This window comes from Hydrogenophaga sp. NFH-34 (assembly GCF_021401345.1).
In the GTDB taxonomy this organism is placed as follows: domain Bacteria; phylum Pseudomonadota; class Gammaproteobacteria; order Burkholderiales; family Burkholderiaceae_C; genus Hydrogenophaga; species Hydrogenophaga electricum.
The window spans coordinates 97,480-113,347 of record NZ_JACBGE010000004.1; the positions used below are offsets into that span (position 1 = coordinate 97,480).

The following is a 15,868-nucleotide window of genomic DNA, read 5'->3' on the forward strand; positions in this document are numbered from 1 at the left end:
CGCTGTGGGAGCAGCGGCGTTGAGGTGTTTCCGGCGCGCGGGTCTTCGCTCCAGGATGCCGTGGAACCGGCTTTGCCGGGCCACTGGCATCGCCCCCCTTTCAGGGGAGTGACGCGAAGCGGCGCGGGGGGTGAACTCAGTTCGGCAGCTTGCCTTCCACGCCCTTGACGTAGAACTTGATCCCGCCCAGGAATGCGTCGTCGGCCACCGCATCGGCCGCCAGCACTTCCTTGCCGTCCTGCCCGGCGATCGGGCCCTTCCAGATGTGGAAGCTGCCGTCCTTCAGGCCGGCCTTGATCTCGTCGATCTTGGCCTTGGTTTCGGCTGGCACGTCTTCGGCCACGGACACCATGTCGATGGCGCCTTCCTTGTGGCCCCACCACACGCCGCTGTTGCCGGCCCAGGTACCGTCCAGCGCATCCTTGACGGCCTTGATGTAGTACGGCCCCCAGTTGATCACGGCCGAACCCAGGTGGGCCTTGGGACCATAGGCGGTCATGTCGGAATCCCAGCCGAAGGCACGCTTGCCCATTTTTTCGGCGGTCTGCAGCACGGCCGACGAGTCGGTGTTCTGCATCAGCACGTCGGCACCGCCGTTGATCAGCGAGGTGGCGGCTTCGGTTTCCTTCGGTGGGTCGAACCAGCCGTTGACCCACACCACCTTGGTCTTGACCTTCGGGTTCACCGACTGCGCACCCAGCGTGAAGCTGTTGATGTTGCGGATCACTTCAGGGATTGGGATCGAAGCCACCACACCCAGGGTGTTGGTCTTGGTCATGGCGCCGGCAATCACGCCCGCCATGTAGGCACCTTCGTAGGTGCGGCTGTCGTAGGTGCGCATGTTCTCGGCCTGCTTGTAGCCGGTGGCGTGCTCGAACTTCACGTCCTTGAAGTCGGCAGCGACCTTGAGCATGGGCTCCATGTAGCCGAAGGTGGTGCCGAAAATGACCTTGTTGCCCTGACTGGCCAGATCGCGCAGCACGCGCTCGGCGTCGGCGCTCTCAGGCACGTTCTCGACGAAGCTGGTCACGATCTTGTCGCCGAACTCGGCTTCCAGCGCCTTGCGACCGTTGTCGTGCGCGAAGGTCCAGCCGCCGTCACCCACCGGGCCGACATAGGCAAACGCCACCTTCAGCGGCTCGGCCTTGGGGGCTTCGGCGGCAGGGGCCGGGGCGGGCGCCGGTGCCGGCTCTTCCTTCTTGCCGCAGCCGATCAGGGCGGCGCTGGCCACGGCCGTCAGGGCCGCCAGCTTCATGAGGGAACGCTTGTTCAGGTCAGTCATGGAAACCTCTTGGTGGGTAGAAAAAGGAGAAAAGGAAACCGGAAGCCAAAGATTATGCGCCCGGGTAGAACGGTTTTCCGATCGATGCGGGCATGTTGATGCGAATCCAAGTCGGGTTGCGCGAAATCAGCACCAGCACCACGATCGTGGCCACGTAAGGCATCATGGTCAGGAACTGGCTGGGCACGTTCACGCCCATGCCCTGCAGGTGGAACTGCAGCATCGTCACGCCGCCGAACAGGTAGGCGCCCAGCAGCACACGCGCCGGCCGCCAGGTGGCGAAAGTGGTCAGGGCCAGGGCGATCCAGCCCTTGCCGGCGATCATGCCTTCCACCCACAGCGGGGTATAGACCGTGGACACATAGGCGCCCGCCAGCCCGCACAGCGCGCCGCCGGCCATCACCGCCATGAGCCGGATGCGGCGCACCGGGTAGCCCAGGGCATGGGCCGATTCCGGGCTTTCGCCCACGCTGCGCAGCACCAGACCGGCGCGGGTGCGCCACAGGAACCAGATCAGCCCCAGCACCAGCGCCACACAGACGTAGACCATGGGGTGGTGCCTGAACAGCGCCGGTCCCACAAACGGAATGTCGGACAGCACCGGCACGGCGAAGCGCATCTGCTCGGGCAGCTTTTCCTGCACGTAGGCGGTGCCGGCGAAGGCCGAGAAGCCGGCCCCGAACAGCGAGAGCGCCAGCCCGGTGGCGTACTGGTTGGTGTTGAGCCAGATCACCAGGACGCCGAACAGCGCGGCCAGCAAGGCGCCGGCCAGCATGCCGGCGCCCAGGCCCGCCACGGTGCTGCCGGTGTGCACGACGGTGGCGAAGCCCGCCAGGGCGGCGCAGAGCATCATGCCCTCGGCGCCCAGGTTGACGATGCCGGCCTTTTCGTTGATGAGCAGGCCGAGCGAGGCGATCGCCAGCACGGTGCCGGCATTGAGCGAGGCGGCGATGAGGAGTGCGGTGGATTCCATGTCAGCGACTCCTTATTTTTTCCAGACCAGGCGATACGCGATCAAGGTGTCACAAGCCAGCAGCGCGAACAGCAGCAGGCCCTGGAACACGCCGGTGATCGACTTGGGCAGGCCCAGGCGCGACTGCGCGAGTTCACCGCCGATGTAGAACATGCTCATCAGGATCGCCGAGAACACGATGCCCACCGGGTGCAGTCGGCCGACGAAGGCCACGATGATGGCCGCGAATCCGTAGCCCGCCGGCACATAGGGCGTGAGCTGGCCGATGGGTCCGGCCACTTCCAGCGCGCCGGCCATGCCGGCCATGCCCCCGGAAGTGAGCAGCGCGATCCACAACGCCTTGCGCGACGAAAACCCGGCGTAACGGGCCGCGGCCGGGGCCAGCCCGCCTACCTGCTGGGCGAAGCCCGAATAGGTGCGGAACAGGAACACCCACACCGCCGCCACGCCCGCCAGCGCCAGCAGCAGCCCGATGTTCAGGCGCGAGCCGGGCACCAGGCGCGGGATCTGGGTGACCGCCTCGAAAGTCTTGGTCTGCGGAAAGTTGTAGCCGCCCGGGTCCTTCCAAGGGCCGTAGACCAGGTAGTTGAGCACCTGCACCGCCACGTAGACCAGCATCAGGCTGACCAGGATTTCGTTGGCGTTGAAGCGGTCGCGCAGCAGGGCCGTGATGCCGGCCCAGACCATGCCCCCCACCACCCCTGCGGCGATGATGGCCGGCACGATCCAGCCGCCGGTGGTCTTGTCGGCGGTGAGCGCGACGCCGGCCGCGAAGATGGCGCCAATCAGGTACTGTCCCTCGGCGCCGATGTTCCACACGTTGGAGCGGAAGCAGACCGCCAGCCCCAGCGCGATGATCAGCAGTGGCGTGGCCTTGACCATCAGTTCGGACAGTGCGTAGGTGCTCTTGATGGGCTCCCAGAAGAACACCTGCAGCCCGCGCACCGGGTCTTTGCCGAGCACGGCGAACAGGATCACCCCGATCACGACGGTGATCGCCAGCGCCAGCAGCGGCGAGGCATAACCCCAGCGCCTCGAAGGCTGGGGACGGACTTCAAGCCGCAGCATGGGCGGACTCCTCGGACGGTTGTTGTGCGCCGGCGCCCCACAGGCCCGACATCCATTCCCCGATGCGCTCCACCGTGGCGTCGACACGGTCGACGCTGGGCGACAGGCGCCCCTTGGCGATCACGTGCAGGCGGTCGCTGATCTCGAACAGCTCGTCCAGTTCTTCACTGACCACCAGCACCGCGCAGCCGGCATCGCGCAGCTTCAGGATTTCGCCGCGGATCTGGGCCGAGGCGCCCACGTCCACCCCCCAGGTGGGCTGGCTGACGATGAGCAGCTTGGGCTTGGCCTCGATCTCGCGCCCCACGATGAACTTCTGCAGATTGCCGCCCGAGAGCGACTTGGCCGCCGCGTCGGGCCCGTTGGCTTTGACCCGGTAGCGCGCAATGATGTCTTCGGCCTGGGCCTTGAGCGCCCCCAGCCGAAGCCAGCCACCCGCGCCGACCGCGTCGCGGCGCGACAGCAACAGGTTCTGCGACAGCGACAGCGTGGGCACGGCGCCCCGGCCCAGCCGCTCTTCCGGCACGAAATGCAGGCCCAGCGCGCGGCGCCGGCCGGGGCCCATGCGCGCAGCGTCCTTGCCCAGCACCCGGATGCTGCCGGCCGGCGCGCGCCGGTCTTCGCCCGACAGCGCGTACAGCAGTTCGCCCTGCCCGTTGCCCGAAACACCGGCAATGCCGACCACTTCGCCCGCGCGCACCGTCAGGGCGATGTCGGCCAGGTGGGTGCCGAACGGATCGTCGCTGGCCAGCGTCAGGCCCTGGACCTGGAGCACGTCGGCCCCGGGGTTCTGCGCGCGCTCGGCCAGCGCAGGCGGTTCGGCCCCGATCATCAGACGCGACAGCGAGGCGTTGCTTTCCTGGCGCGGGTCGCACACGCCGGTGACCTGCCCGCCGCGCAGCACCGTGCAGGCGTTGCACAGCTCGCGGATTTCATGCAGCTTGTGGCTGATATAGAGGATGCTGCAACCCTCGGACGCCAGCTTGCGCAGCACCACGAACAGGCGCTCGACCGCCTGCGGCGTCAGCACCGAGGTGGGCTCGTCCAGGATCAGCAGTTGCGGATTGGTCAGCAGCGCCCGGATGATCTCCACGCGCTGCATCTCGCCCACACTGAGCGTGTGCACCGGCCGCGCCGGGTCGATGTCCAGACCGTACTCGGCCGCCTTGGCCGAGATGCTGGCCGTGACTTCGGCGAGGGTGAGCGACTTGTCCAGCCCGAGCCAGACGTTTTCGGCCACGGTGATGGTGTCGAACAGGCTGAAATGCTGGAACACCATGCTGATGCCCAGCGCGCGCGCTTCCTGCGGGTTGCGGATGTGCACCGGCCGGCCGTTGAACATCACCGAGCCCTCGTCGGGTTTGACCGAGCCGTAGATGATCTTCATCAGCGTGGACTTGCCGGCGCCGTTCTCGCCCAGCACGGCGTGCACCTCGCCCGGGGCGACGGACAGCGACACGTTGCTGTTGGCCACCACGCCGGGATAGCGCTTGGTGATGCCGGACAGCTGCAATCGGGGGGTCGTCAAGGCGATCTCCTTCTCGTCATCGGGTTGGGGGGGTCAGGCGGCCGCGGCCTCGGGCAGGGTGCCGCGCAAGGCGGCAGCCACGCTCTTGATCTGCTCGCGCAGCCAGCGACCGGCGTTGGACGAGTGGGTGCGCTCGTGCCAGAGCTGGTAATACATCATGCGGGGAAACACCGGCGGGCACGGCAGGATCTGCACCGGCAGCACGCCGACGAAACGCTCGCAATACTGCCGGCCCGTGGTCAGCACCAGCAGGCTGCCGGCCACCATGGACGGGATCAGCCCGAAATGCGGACAGCGCGCGGTGATGTTGCGGGTCAGGCCCTGGGCCGCGAGGTGGTCGTCGATCACGCCCCGGGCGCCCGGGTGCGTGGGGGTCGGCGCGATGTGTTCCGCCGCCAGCCAAGCCTCCAGATCCCAGCCCCGGCGCACCGCCGGATGGTGGCTGGCCACGAGGCTGACGACCTCGTCGCCGAACAAACGCCCCAGATGCAGATCGTCCGGGGGTTTGAGCCAGTTGCCGATCACGACCTCGTACTGGCCCTGGGCCAGGTGGCTGCGGTAGTCGGCGTCGGCCGACAGCGGGTGGATCTCGATGTGGCAGTTGGGCGCTGCCGCCTTCACCTGCGACACCAGCTGCGGCAGAAACAGCGGGTCCAGATAGTCGCTGGCGGCCAGGCTGAAGGTGTGGTGCGCGGTGGCCGGATCGAAGGCCCGGGCCTCGGAAAACAGGGTCTCGGCGCTGCGCAGGATGTCGGCCGCCGGCTCGACCATGCGCAGGCCCGCCACGGTGGGCACCATGTTGGAGCCGGAGCGCACCAAAAGCGGATCGCCGGCCAGTTCGCGCAGGCGCTTGAGCGCCGCACTGACCGCCGGCTGGTACATGCCCAGCCGCAAGGCTGCCCGCGACACGCTGCGCTCCGTGAGCACGGTGTGCAGCACGCGAATCAGGTGCAGGTCAATCTTGTCGAACATGGGCTCGTATTTCATACCCGCCGACTGTATGCGCAGATGGGGGTTTGGGCATTTTCGTCATACGTTTGAGCATATGTTGTGCCACGGGGGCGGGCGCTATGCTGGCACGCATGAAACCCCCTGCCCCCGGACAAACCCTGAGATTTTTGCGCCGCGGCGAACCCGTGACGCTTTCGCACGTCGCCCCCGACCGCACGCTGCTGGAGGTGCTGCGCGAAGACCTGCACCTGACCGCCACCAAGGAAGGCTGCGGCGAAGGCGACTGCGGCGCCTGCACCGTGGTGCTGGGCGAAGTGGTGAACGGCCAGCTCACCTACAAGGCCATCAACAGCTGCATCCGGCTGGCCCATTCGGTCGACGGCATGGCCGTGTGGACGGCGGAGGACCTGGCCTCGCCCACCGGGGGTCTGCACCCGAGCCAGGAAGCCATGGTGCGCTGCCACGGCAGCCAGTGCGGCTTCTGCACCCCCGGGTTCGTGATGAGCCTGTTCGGCATGTACCAGAACACCGGAGGTGGCCAGGGCATCACGCGCGAACAGGCGCAAGCCGACCTTTCGGGCAACCTGTGCCGCTGCACCGGCTACCGCCCCATTCTTGACGCGGCACAGAGCATGGGCGCCCTGCCGTTGCCCGCCGGTTGTGGCGTGGACGAAGCCGACACCGTGACCGCGCTCAAGGCACTGAAAAAGAAGCCGGCCACCGACACGCCCTACCTGCGCCCCGGCACCCTGGCCGCACTGCTGCAAGCCCGCGCGGCCCACCCCAAGGCCCAGATCGTGGCGGGCTGCACCGACGTCGGCCTGTGGGTCACCAAGATGCACAAGCGTTTCGAGCGCGTGCTCGACGTGACCGGCGCCCGCGAGTTGCAGCGCATCGAGACCTACCCGCACCACATCGCCATCGGCGCGGGCGTCACCCTGACCGACGCGTTCGCCGCCCTGGTGAAAGAACGTCCCCAGCTCAAGACCTTCGGCCAGCGTTTCGCCGGGCTGCCGGTGCGCAACTCGGGCACGCTGGGCGGCAACGTGGCCAACGGCTCGCCCATCGGCGACTCGATGCCGCTGCTGATTGCGCTGGGCGCCAGCATCGTGCTGATGCGCTGGAAGAAGACCGCGGCCGGCGGCGAGATCGCCCATCGCGAGCTGCCCTTGGAAGACCTGTACACCGGCTACCGCACGAACGTCATGCGGCCAGACGAAATCCTGGCCTGGATCAAGGTGCCGCGACCGACCGCGCAAGAACAGGTGCGGGTCTACAAGATCAGCAAGCGTTTCGACGACGACATTTCGGCCGTGTGCCTGGCGATCCGCCTCGGCATCACCGATGGCCGCGTGACCATGGCGTCGATCGGCGCCGGCGGCGTTGCCGCCACCCCCGTGCGGGCGCGCCGGACCGAAGCGGCCCTGACCGGCCAAGCCTGGTCCGAAGACACCATCATGGCCGCCGCCGCGACCTTGCGCGACGAGTTCCAGCCCATCTCCGACATGCGCGCCAGCGCCCACTACCGCACCACCGTGCTGGGCAACCTGCTGCGACGGCTCTGGCTGGAAAGCCAGGGGGCTGCCGTCATCCAGCTGGACAGCCTCCAGAACGTGGAGGCCCTGACATGAACGCTCCCGACCTGAAACTCGTGGTGGACAACAAGGCCCCCCTCGGCGGCACCAACGCCGCTGCCGGCGTTTCGCGCTTCCACGAAAGTGCCCGCGCCCAGGTGGCCGGCGCCGCGACCTACATCGACGACATCCCCGAGGTGCGCGGCACCCTGCACGCCGCGCCGGTGTGTTCCCCGGTGGCGCATGGTCGCCTGAAGGGGCTCGACGCCAGCGCGGCCCTGGCGGTGCCGGGCGTGCGTGGCTTCATCGGCCCTGAGCACATTCCGGGCGACCGCATGCTGGCCGCCTTCGCCCACGACGAGCCGGTGTTCGCCGAAGGCACGGTGCAGTTCCTCGGCCAGGTCGGCGGGCTGATCGTGGCCGACGACGTGATGACCGCACGCCGCGCCGCCCGGCTGGTGAAGTGGGACATCGACGCGCTGGAGCCCGTGCTGACGCCGCAGCAGGCACACGCCCAACAGAGCTACGTGCTGCCGCCGGTGCACGTGACCCGCGGCGACGCGGCCGCCGCCTTGCAGCGCGCGCCGCACACGCTGACCGGCGCCTTCGAGGTTGGTGGCCAGGAACACTTCTATCTGGAAGGCCAGATCGCCTACGTGCTGCCGCTGGAGCAGAACCAGTGGTGGGTCTACAGCAGCACCCAGCACCCGGGTGAGGTGCAGCACTGGGTGTCGCACGCGCTCGGCCTGGCCAACCATTCGGTCACGGTGGAATGCCGGCGCATGGGCGGCGGTTTCGGCGGCAAGGAAACGCAGGCCGGTCACCTGGCCGTGTGGGCCGCCGTGGCGGCACAGACCTTCCGCTGCCCGGTCAAGCTGCGGCTGGACCGCGACGACGACTTCATGATCACCGGCAAGCGCCACCCGTTTGCCTACCAGTACCAGGTGGGTTTCGATCACACCGGCCGGCTCTGCGGGCTGGAACTGGACATGCTGGCCAACTGCGGCTTTTCTGCCGATCTGTCGGGCCCGGTGGCCGACCGCGCCATCTTCCACGCCGACAACGCCTACTTCCTCGAAGACGTCGCCATCCACTCCTACCGCTGCAAGACCAACACGCAGAGCCACACCGCCTACCGTGGCTTCGGTGGCCCGCAGGGGGTGATCGTCATCGAGCGCATCATGGGCGACATCGCGCGCCACCTGGGCATCGACGCACTGGACGTGCGGCTGGCCAACCTGTACGGCATCGAAGAGCGCAACGTCACCCACTACCAGATGGCGGTGGAGGACAACATCCTGCAGCCGCTGATCACCACGCTGGCGCAGACCGCGAACTACCGCGAACGCGCCGAGCAGATCGCGGTGTGGAATGCCGGCAGCCCGGTCATCAAGCGCGGCATCACGCTCACACCGGTCAAGTTCGGCATCAGCTTCACCGCCACGCTGTTCAACCAGGCGGGCGCGCTGGTGCACGTCTACACCGACGGCAGCGTGCAGGTGAACCACGGCGGCACCGAGATGGGTCAGGGCCTGAACACCAAGGTCGCGGCCATCGTGGCCGACGAACTGGGCGTGCCCTTCGAGCGCGTGCTGTCCACCGCCAGCGACACCAGCAAGGTGCCCAACGCCAGCGCCACCGCGGCTTCCAGCGGCACCGACCTGAACGGCCGCGCGGCCCAGTTCGCGGCGCGCCAGGTGCGCCAGAACCTGGCGGCCTTCGTCGCCGGGCTCGACGGCGTGGGCGCGGGCGCGGTGCGTTTTGAAGGTGGACAGGTCATCACCGACAAGACCACGCGGACCTGGGAAGCGGTGGTCGGCGCGGCCTATGCCAACCGCATCCAGCTCTGGAGCGACGGCTTCTACCGCACGCCCAAGATCCACTACGACAAGGTCACCATGCTGGGCCGGCCGTTCTACTACTTCGCCTACGGCGCGGCGGTGACCGAAGTCGCCATCGACACGTTGACCGGCGAGAGCCGCGTGCTGAAAGTGGACATCCTGCACGATGTGGGCCGCAGCATCAACCCGGCCATCGACATCGGCCAGATCGAGGGCGGCTTCGTGCAAGGCATGGGCTGGCTGACGACGGAGCAGTTGGTCTGGAACGGCAAGGGCTATCTGCAAACCCACGCGCCCAGCACCTACAAGATCCCGGCCACGGGCGACATTCCCGCGCATTTCAACGTGGCCCTGTGGCCCGAGCCCAACCGCGAGGACAACGTGCACGGCAGCAAGGCTGTGGGCGAGCCGCCCTTCATGCTGGGCATCAGCGTGTTCGAGGCGCTGCGCGACGCGGTGGCGCAGGCCGGCGGGCAGCCGCAGGCGATGAACGCCCCCGCCACGGCCGAAGAGGTGCTGCGGGCCTGCAGCTAACATCCGCGCATGCCGCTCGATCTCGACACCCTTTGGCTTTTCATCCCGGCCTGCTTCGCGCTGAACATGGCCCCGGGGCCCAACAACCTGCTGTCCGTCAGCTACGGCACGCAGCACGGTTTTGCCACCGCCTGCGCCGCCGGGGCGGGCCGCATCCTGGCCTTCGTGGGCATGATTGCGATCGCGGCCACCGGCCTGGCCGTGGCATTGCAGGCGTCGGAAAAGCTGTTCCTGGTGGTCAAGGTCACCGGCGCGCTGTACCTGTTCTGGCTGGCGGTCCAGCTCTGGCGCGCTGCGCCCGCTGCACAAACCGTGGCCACCCCGGCCCGCACGCGCAGCCTGTTTGCGCTGGCCCGGCAGGAATGCCTGGTGGCGGCCGGCAACCCCAAGGCCATCCTGATCTTCACCGCATTCCTGCCGCAGTTTGTCGATCCGGCGCGCCCATCGCTGCCCCAATTTGCCGTGCTGGGGGCCTTGTTCCTGCTGCTGGAGTGGGTGGCCATTGCTGCCTACGCCTACATCGGCAGCCACCTGCGCCGCTGGTTCTCGGCACCGCACCGCCAGCGTCTGTTCAACCGCCTCTGTGGCAGCCTGCTCGGCGTGGCCGGCGTGGGGCTGCTGGCGGCGCGGCGCGGCAGCGCCTGAGGCCGGCCAGCCAGCCCCTCGGGGCGTCGGGGCCGCCCCTGGAGACGCTGTTTATGATCGGCGCATGAGTCTGCCTCCCTGTCCCCAATGCCATTCCGACCTCACCTATGAAGACGGTGCGCTGCTGATCTGCCCCGAATGCGCGCACGAGTGGAGCCCGGATGCGGCCCCCGCCGGCGCCGAAGAGGCCCGGGTCTGGAAAGACGCCTTCGGCAACGTGCTCGCCGACGGCGACAGCGTGACCCTGGTCAAAGACCTCAAACTCAAGGGTTCGTCGGCCGTCATCAAGGTCGGCACCAAGGTCAAGAACATCCGCCTGGTCGAGGGCGACCACGACATCGACTGCAAGATCGACGGCTTCGGCGCGATGCAGCTCAAGTCGGCATTCGTGCGCAAAAGCTGACGTGGCGCGCATCGTCGTCTACTGCCAGCCCGGCGCCAAGCAGACGCAACTGGTCGGCCTGCACGACGGCAAACCCAAGATCCAGCTCAAGGCGCCGCCGGTGGATGGCGCGGCCAACCAGGCGCTGATCGGTTTTCTGGCCGGGCTGTGTGGCGTGCCCAAGTCGGCCGTCACGATCGAGCTGGGCAGCTCAGGCCGCACCAAACGCGTGAACGTGGACGGCCTCACCGACGACCGGTTGCGCGCACTGCTGGCCCTGCCACCGTCCTGAGTCGGCGGCCGGGGCCGCTCAGCCGTCCGCGCCGAGCTCGCCTTTGCCCAGGCCGTGTTTGCGGATCTTGTCGGCCAGCGTGGTCTTGGCCACCCGCAGCGACTTGGCGGTCTGCATCACGTTGCCACCGTGGCGCTCCAGCGCGTCGGCGATCAGGCCGCGTTCGAACTGGTTGACCGTGTCGATCAGCGAAGGGGCGTCGTCACCGGCCGAAGCATCCGCCGGCACCGCGCCCGGCGTGACCCATTGCGGCCCCACGCCGAGCACCATCGCATCGGCCACGTTGCGCAGCTCGCGCACATTGCCCGGCCATTCGCGGGCGATGAGCTGCTGCATCTGCAGCGCCGACAGCACGGGCTGGGGGCGGCCGTAGCGGCTCGCGGCGAGCAGCATGAAGTGCTCCATCAGCATCGGGATGTCGTCGCGCCGCTCGCGCAGCGGCGGCAATTCGATGTTGACCACGTTCAGGCGGTACACCAGATCGGCCCGGAAGCTGCCCTGCTGCGCGCGGGCAAGCAGGTCGTCCTTGGTCGCCGCCACCACGCGCACGTCCACCGGCACGCTCTGGTTGGAGCCCAGGCGCTCGATGCTGCGCTCCTGCAAGACGCGCAGCAGCTTGACCTGCACGCCCTGCGGCATGCTCTCCAGCTCGTCCAGGAACAGGGTGCCCCCATGGGCATGTTCAATGCGTCCGATGCGCCGCTTCTGTGCGCCGGTGAAGGCGCCGGGTTCGTGCCCGAACAGCTCGCTGTCGAGCAGCGTGTCGGGCAGGCCGCCGCAGTTGAGCGCCACGTAGGGCGCCTGGCTGCGCCGCGAATGGTCGTGCAGTGCCCGGGCCACGACCTCCTTGCCGGTACCGGTTTCGCCACGGATGAGCACGTCGACCGGCGAATCGGCCACCTCCATGACGAGCTGGCGCACGCGCCGGATGGCCGGCGAATCGCCCACAAGCTGCCCTTCGAGCCCTTCCCGCAGCGACAGCGCCCGGCGCAGGTGCGCCACTTCCAGCGTGAGGCGGCGCTTTTCCAGCGCGCGCTGCACCACCTCGATCAGTTGCTCAGGCGAAAACGGCTTGGGAATGAAGTCGTAGGCACCGCTGCGCATGGCCTCGACCGCCAGGGTCACGTCGCCGTGGCCGGTGATCATGATGACCGGCAGATCGGGGTCGATCCCGTGGGCCTGCCGGATCACCGCGAGGCCGTCGGCACCGGGCAGGCGCATGTCGGTCACGACCACGCCGGGCAGGCCGGGCACCAGGCGCGGCAGCAGTTCCTCGGCGCTGCCGAAAGCCTGCACCGCCATGTCGGACAGCTGCAGGGCCTGCACGCAACCGAGTTGCACGGCGGCATCGTCTTCCACCAGGTAGACGGTCAGGGAAGGGCTCATGGGGACGGCGGGGTCGGGGCAGGCGCGGCGGGATGCCACAGCGGGATGGTCAGCGAAAAGACGGCGCCGCCACCCGCCGCGTTGCGGGCCTGGAGGCTGCCCCCGAATTCTGCGGCAATATCCTGACAGATCACCAGGCCCAGTCCCAGGCCGGCGCCGCTGGCCTTGGTGGTGTAGAAGGGCTGGAACAGGTGCGCCAGGTCGGTCTCGCTCAGGCCCTTGCCGCTGTCCTGCACATGCACCACCAGCCAGTCGGTGTCGGGCGCGGCGTCGATGGTCAGCCGCCGCTCGGGCGACTCGCGCATGGCGTCGAGCGCGTTGCCGAACAGATTGATCAGCACCTGCTCCAGCCGGTTGGCGTCGCACCACACGGTCCAGCGGCCGGGCGGGCAGCGGTTGTCGATCGACACCTTGTCCTGCCGCAGGCGCAGCTGGAACAGGAACAGCGCCTGTTCCACCACCCGGCCGGGGTCGGTGGGCTCGGGGCTGGCCACCGATTTGCGCGAGAAACTTTTGAGCGGCTCGATGATGCGCGCCATCTGTTCCACCAGGCGCGACATGATCGACAGGTTCTCCTGCGCCTGCCCGGCATTGCCGCGCCGCAGGAATTCGGCCGCGTTGCCGGAGAGCGTGCGGATCGCGCCCAGTGGCTGGGTCAGCTCGTGCGTGATGCTGGCGGCCAGTTGTCCGAGCACCGCCATCTTGCCGGCGTGCACCAGTTCGTCTTGCGCCGAGCGCAGGGTCTTTTCGGTCTGTTCGCGTTCGGCCACTTCGCGGCGCAACTGCGCGTTGGTGTCGGTGAGTTCCTGGGTGCGCCGACCGACTTCCAGCTCCAGCTCGGCGTTGATCTTCTCCAGCAGCTGTTTGGCGACGATCTTCTGGCGCTCGATCCGCCGCCGCTGCGACCCGTACAGCAGCAGCAACAGCAGGAAAGCGGCCGCCACCGCCCCGCCCACCCCGTCGAGCAAGGCCTGCTGATGCACCGACGCCAGGCTGGTGAAGATCAGCACCCGCCAGTCCATGCCGTCCAGCGAACGCCCCAGCACCAGGTACCCCGCAGGGCTGGGCGGCAGGCCCGGGTCGGGCTGGCGTGCGATGTCGCCGGCCGAGATGAAGCCCTTGGCTTCCTGGCGCTCTTCGTCCACCGACAGCGGCACACGCAGCGGAAACTGCGGCAGGTGCAAAGCGCCGTAGATGCGGGTGAGGTGCAGGTCGACCCGGCGGTCGGGCGTCAGCGGCACCATCGTGGTGTAGCGCCACGGCGCCTGCGAAGACAGGATGACGACCTGGTTCGCGTCGGCCACCAGCGCGGGTGCGCCGAGCATGCCCCAGGTCTGCTCCAGCGCCGCCAGGCCGATCTTGATCACGGCCACGCCCATGACGCGCGAGCCATCGTAGATCGGGTGCGAGACGAAGTAACCCGGGCGCCCACCGGTGCCGATGGCGAAATGGCGCGTGGCGCGGCCGGCCAGCGCTTCGAGGTAATACGGGCGGAAGGCCACGTCCTCGCCCAGCCTGCTGTCGTCGGGCAGCCGCGCATTGCTCGACGCCAGCACGGTCCCGCGCACGTCGAGCACGAACACCGCTTCGCTGCCCAGGTGGGCGTTCAGGCGGGTCAGGTAGTCGCTGGCCGGGCGGGCCTGGGCCACCCCGGGGTCCTGCAACAGGCGCACCACCACCGGGTTGAGCTGGATGGTCGCGGGCACGGGCTCCAGCCGCCGCACCCGCCCTTCGACCACCGAAGCGAACAGGTCGAGCCGCCCGTTGCTGGCCGCCTTCAGGCTGGCGGTGCCGCGATCAAAGCTGCGCCCGTAGACCAGGGCCCCCACCACGCCGATGAGCGCGATCGCCGCCAGCGCCAGCAGCACGCGCCGCAGCGCCGGCACCGGCGGGCGGGCGGGAGCCAGGGCAGCGGTTTCCAGGGATGCGGCAGAACGGATGGCAGCCTCTCGGAGGGACGCGGCCCTTCAGGGCCTCAATGGGCGAGGATTTTCGACAAAAAGTCCTTCGCCCGGGGCGAACGGGCGTCGGGATTGCCGAAAAACTCGTCCTTGGGGCAGTCTTCGATGATCTTGCCCGCGTCCATGAAGATCACGCGGTGGCTCACCTTGCGCGCAAAGCCCATCTCGTGCGTCACGCACATCATGGTCATGCCCTCGTGGGCCAGTTGCACCATCACGTCCAGCACCTCGCCGACCATCTCGGGATCGAGCGCGGAAGTGGGTTCGTCAAACAGCATGACGATGGGGTCCATGGACAGTGCACGGGCAATGGCCACACGCTGCTGCTGGCCGCCCGACAGCTGGCCCGGGAACTTGTCCTTGTGCGCCATCAGGCCCACGCGGTCGAGCATCTGCAGGCCGCGCCGGATGCTCTCGTCCTTGTTGCGGCCCAGCACCTTGATCTGCGCCAGCGTGAGGTTCTCGGTCACCGTCAGGTGCGGGAACAGCTCGAAATGCTGGAACACCATGCCCACGCGGCTGCGCAGCTTGGGCAGGTTGGTCTTGGGGTTGGCGATGCTGGTGCCGTCCACGATGATGTCGCCCTTCTGGAAGGGTTCCAAGGCATTGACGGTCTTGATCAGTGTGGACTTGCCCGACCCCGAGGGGCCGCAGACCACCACCACCTCCCCCTTCTGGATGGCGGTGGTGCAGTCGGTCAGCACCTGGAAGCTGCCATACCACTTGGAAACGTTCTGGATATCGATCATGGGAATGGCTCCTCAGCGGATGATGGCGATCTTCTTCTGCAGGCGGCGCACCAGCATCGACAGCGAGAAGCAGATGATGAAATAGACGGCGGCGGCGATGAGGTAGGTTTCGACCGGGCGGTTGAAGTTCTTGCCCGCCACCTCGAAGCCCTTGAGCAGGTCGTAGGCGCCGATGGCATACACCAGCGAGGTGTCCTGGAACAGGATGATGGTCTGGGTCATCAGCACCGGCAGCATGTTGCGGAAGGCCTGCGGCAGCACGATCAGCTGCATGGTCTGGCCGTAGGTCATGCCCACCGCGTAGCCCGCGTGGACCTGTCCCCTGGGCACGCTCTGGATGCCGGCGCGCATGATCTCGGAGTAGTAAGCCGCTTCGAACACCGTGAAGGTGATGATGGCCGACAGCTCCGCCCCCATGGGCTTGCCGATGAGCATCGGGATCAGCAGGAAGAACCACAGAATCACCATCACCAGCGGGACGGAGCGCAGCGTGTTGACGTAGGCTGCCGCCGGCAGCACCAGCCACTTCTTGCCCGACAGGCGCATCAGCGCGAGCACCGTGCCCAGCGCGATGCCGCCGATCATGGCCACCAGGGTCAGTTGCACCGAAAAGACCAGGCCCTTGAGCACGAAGCTCGAAAACACCGACCAGTCAAAAAAAGCAAAGTCCAGATTCATCGTGGTTCTCCAGCAGGCAGGCCC

14 protein-coding genes are annotated in these 15,868 nt (G+C 67.9%); 5 read left to right on the forward strand and 9 right to left on the reverse strand.

Annotated elements, in window-relative coordinates:
- Positions 1–136: 136 nt before the first annotated feature.
- Genes L0977_RS05180 through L0977_RS05200 form a run of 5 tightly spaced genes read right to left on the reverse strand, consistent with a single transcriptional unit; the run spans position 137 to position 5,838 of the window.
- Complete coding sequence (locus tag L0977_RS05180) at positions 137–1,282, reverse strand: BMP family ABC transporter substrate-binding protein (protein WP_234263741.1); 1,146 nt, start codon at positions 1,280–1,282, stop codon at positions 137–139.
- 52 nt (positions 1,283–1,334) lie between these two features.
- Positions 1,335–2,255: an ABC transporter permease gene (locus tag L0977_RS05185; RefSeq protein ID WP_234263742.1), complete on the reverse strand. Its 921-nt coding sequence runs from the start codon at positions 2,253–2,255 to the stop codon at positions 1,335–1,337.
- A gap of 12 nt (positions 2,256–2,267) precedes the next feature.
- A complete protein-coding gene (locus L0977_RS05190) occupies positions 2,268–3,323 on the reverse strand; it encodes an ABC transporter permease (RefSeq protein ID WP_234263743.1) in 1,056 nt (351 codons plus the stop codon).
- Positions 3,310–4,851 (reverse strand): ABC transporter ATP-binding protein, encoded by a 1,542-nt coding sequence (locus L0977_RS05195; protein WP_234263744.1) that lies wholly within the window; start codon positions 4,849–4,851, stop codon positions 3,310–3,312. Before L0977_RS05195 ends, L0977_RS05190 begins: the two co-directional genes overlap by 14 nt.
- A 33-nt stretch (positions 4,852–4,884) precedes the next feature.
- Positions 4,885–5,838 (reverse strand): LysR family transcriptional regulator, encoded by a 954-nt coding sequence (locus L0977_RS05200; protein WP_234263745.1) that lies wholly within the window; start codon positions 5,836–5,838, stop codon positions 4,885–4,887.
- A gap of 95 nt (positions 5,839–5,933) precedes the next feature.
- Between L0977_RS05200 and xdhA the strand changes: the two genes are divergently transcribed.
- From xdhA to L0977_RS05225, 5 genes are all read left to right on the forward strand, one after another.
- Complete coding sequence (gene xdhA / locus L0977_RS05205) at positions 5,934–7,433, forward strand: xanthine dehydrogenase small subunit (RefSeq protein ID WP_442786610.1); 1,500 nt, start codon at positions 5,934–5,936, stop codon at positions 7,431–7,433.
- Positions 7,430–9,751, forward strand: a complete 2,322-nt coding sequence (gene xdhB / locus L0977_RS05210; protein WP_234263747.1) for a xanthine dehydrogenase molybdopterin binding subunit — start codon at positions 7,430–7,432, stop codon at positions 9,749–9,751. Before xdhA ends, xdhB begins: the two co-directional genes overlap by 4 nt.
- A gap of 9 nt (positions 9,752–9,760) precedes the next feature.
- On the forward strand, positions 9,761–10,396 hold the full coding sequence (locus L0977_RS05215) for a LysE family translocator (protein WP_234263748.1): 636 nt from the start codon (positions 9,761–9,763) through the stop codon (positions 10,394–10,396).
- Positions 10,397–10,460: 64 nt separating this feature from the next.
- Entirely contained in the window at positions 10,461–10,799 is a 339-nt protein-coding gene (locus L0977_RS05220) for a zinc ribbon domain-containing protein YjdM (RefSeq protein WP_234263749.1), read from the forward strand.
- Position 10,800: 1 nt separating this feature from the next.
- On the forward strand, positions 10,801–11,070 hold the full coding sequence (locus L0977_RS05225) for a DUF167 domain-containing protein (RefSeq protein WP_234263750.1): 270 nt from the start codon (positions 10,801–10,803) through the stop codon (positions 11,068–11,070).
- Positions 11,071–11,088: 18 nt separating this feature from the next.
- Here L0977_RS05225 and L0977_RS05230 read toward each other — a convergent pair whose 3' ends face one another.
- The 4 genes from L0977_RS05230 to L0977_RS05245 form a co-directional block, all read right to left on the reverse strand.
- Positions 11,089–12,456, reverse strand: a complete 1,368-nt coding sequence (locus tag L0977_RS05230; RefSeq protein WP_234263751.1) for a sigma-54-dependent transcriptional regulator — start codon at positions 12,454–12,456, stop codon at positions 11,089–11,091.
- Entirely contained in the window at positions 12,453–14,342 is a 1,890-nt protein-coding gene (locus tag L0977_RS05235) for an ATP-binding protein (RefSeq protein ID WP_234263752.1), read from the reverse strand. The genes L0977_RS05230 and L0977_RS05235 overlap by 4 nt, the downstream gene beginning before the upstream one ends.
- 89 nt (positions 14,343–14,431) lie before the next feature.
- Positions 14,432–15,166: an amino acid ABC transporter ATP-binding protein gene (locus tag L0977_RS05240; protein ID WP_234263753.1), complete on the reverse strand. Its 735-nt coding sequence runs from the start codon at positions 15,164–15,166 to the stop codon at positions 14,432–14,434.
- Between the two features lie 12 nt (positions 15,167–15,178).
- Positions 15,179–15,844 carry an amino acid ABC transporter permease gene (locus L0977_RS05245; RefSeq protein ID WP_234263754.1) on the reverse strand — a complete coding sequence of 222 codons (666 nt, stop codon included), beginning with the start codon at positions 15,842–15,844 and terminating at the stop codon, positions 15,179–15,181.
- Between the last annotated feature and the right edge of the window lie 24 nt (positions 15,845–15,868).

What these genes read in the sequence shown, in the direction of transcription:
- L0977_RS05185 (WP_234263742.1), bottom strand. Translation starts at nt 2,255, where the DNA reads ATGGAATCCACCGCACTCCTCATCGCCGCCTCGCTCAATGCCGGCACC.
- L0977_RS05200 (WP_234263745.1), bottom strand. Translation starts at nt 5,838, where the DNA reads ATGAAATACGAGCCCATGTTCGACAAGATTGACCTGCACCTGATTCGC.
- L0977_RS05240 (WP_234263753.1), bottom strand. Translation starts at nt 15,166, where the DNA reads ATGATCGATATCCAGAACGTTTCCAAGTGGTATGGCAGCTTCCAGGTG.
- L0977_RS05190 (WP_234263743.1), bottom strand. Translation starts at nt 3,323, where the DNA reads ATGCTGCGGCTTGAAGTCCGTCCCCAGCCTTCGAGGCGCTGGGGTTAT.
- L0977_RS05180 (WP_234263741.1), bottom strand. Translation starts at nt 1,282, where the DNA reads ATGACTGACCTGAACAAGCGTTCCCTCATGAAGCTGGCGGCCCTGACG.
- L0977_RS05245 (WP_234263754.1), bottom strand. Translation starts at nt 15,844, where the DNA reads ATGAATCTGGACTTTGCTTTTTTTGACTGGTCGGTGTTTTCGAGCTTC.
- xdhB (WP_234263747.1), top strand. Translation starts at nt 7,430, where the DNA reads ATGAACGCTCCCGACCTGAAACTCGTGGTGGACAACAAGGCCCCCCTC.
- L0977_RS05220 (WP_234263749.1), top strand. Translation starts at nt 10,461, where the DNA reads ATGAGTCTGCCTCCCTGTCCCCAATGCCATTCCGACCTCACCTATGAA.
- L0977_RS05215 (WP_234263748.1), top strand. Translation starts at nt 9,761, where the DNA reads ATGCCGCTCGATCTCGACACCCTTTGGCTTTTCATCCCGGCCTGCTTC.
- L0977_RS05230 (WP_234263751.1), bottom strand. Translation starts at nt 12,456, where the DNA reads ATGAGCCCTTCCCTGACCGTCTACCTGGTGGAAGACGATGCCGCCGTG.
- xdhA (WP_442786610.1), top strand. Translation starts at nt 5,934, where the DNA reads ATGAAACCCCCTGCCCCCGGACAAACCCTGAGATTTTTGCGCCGCGGC.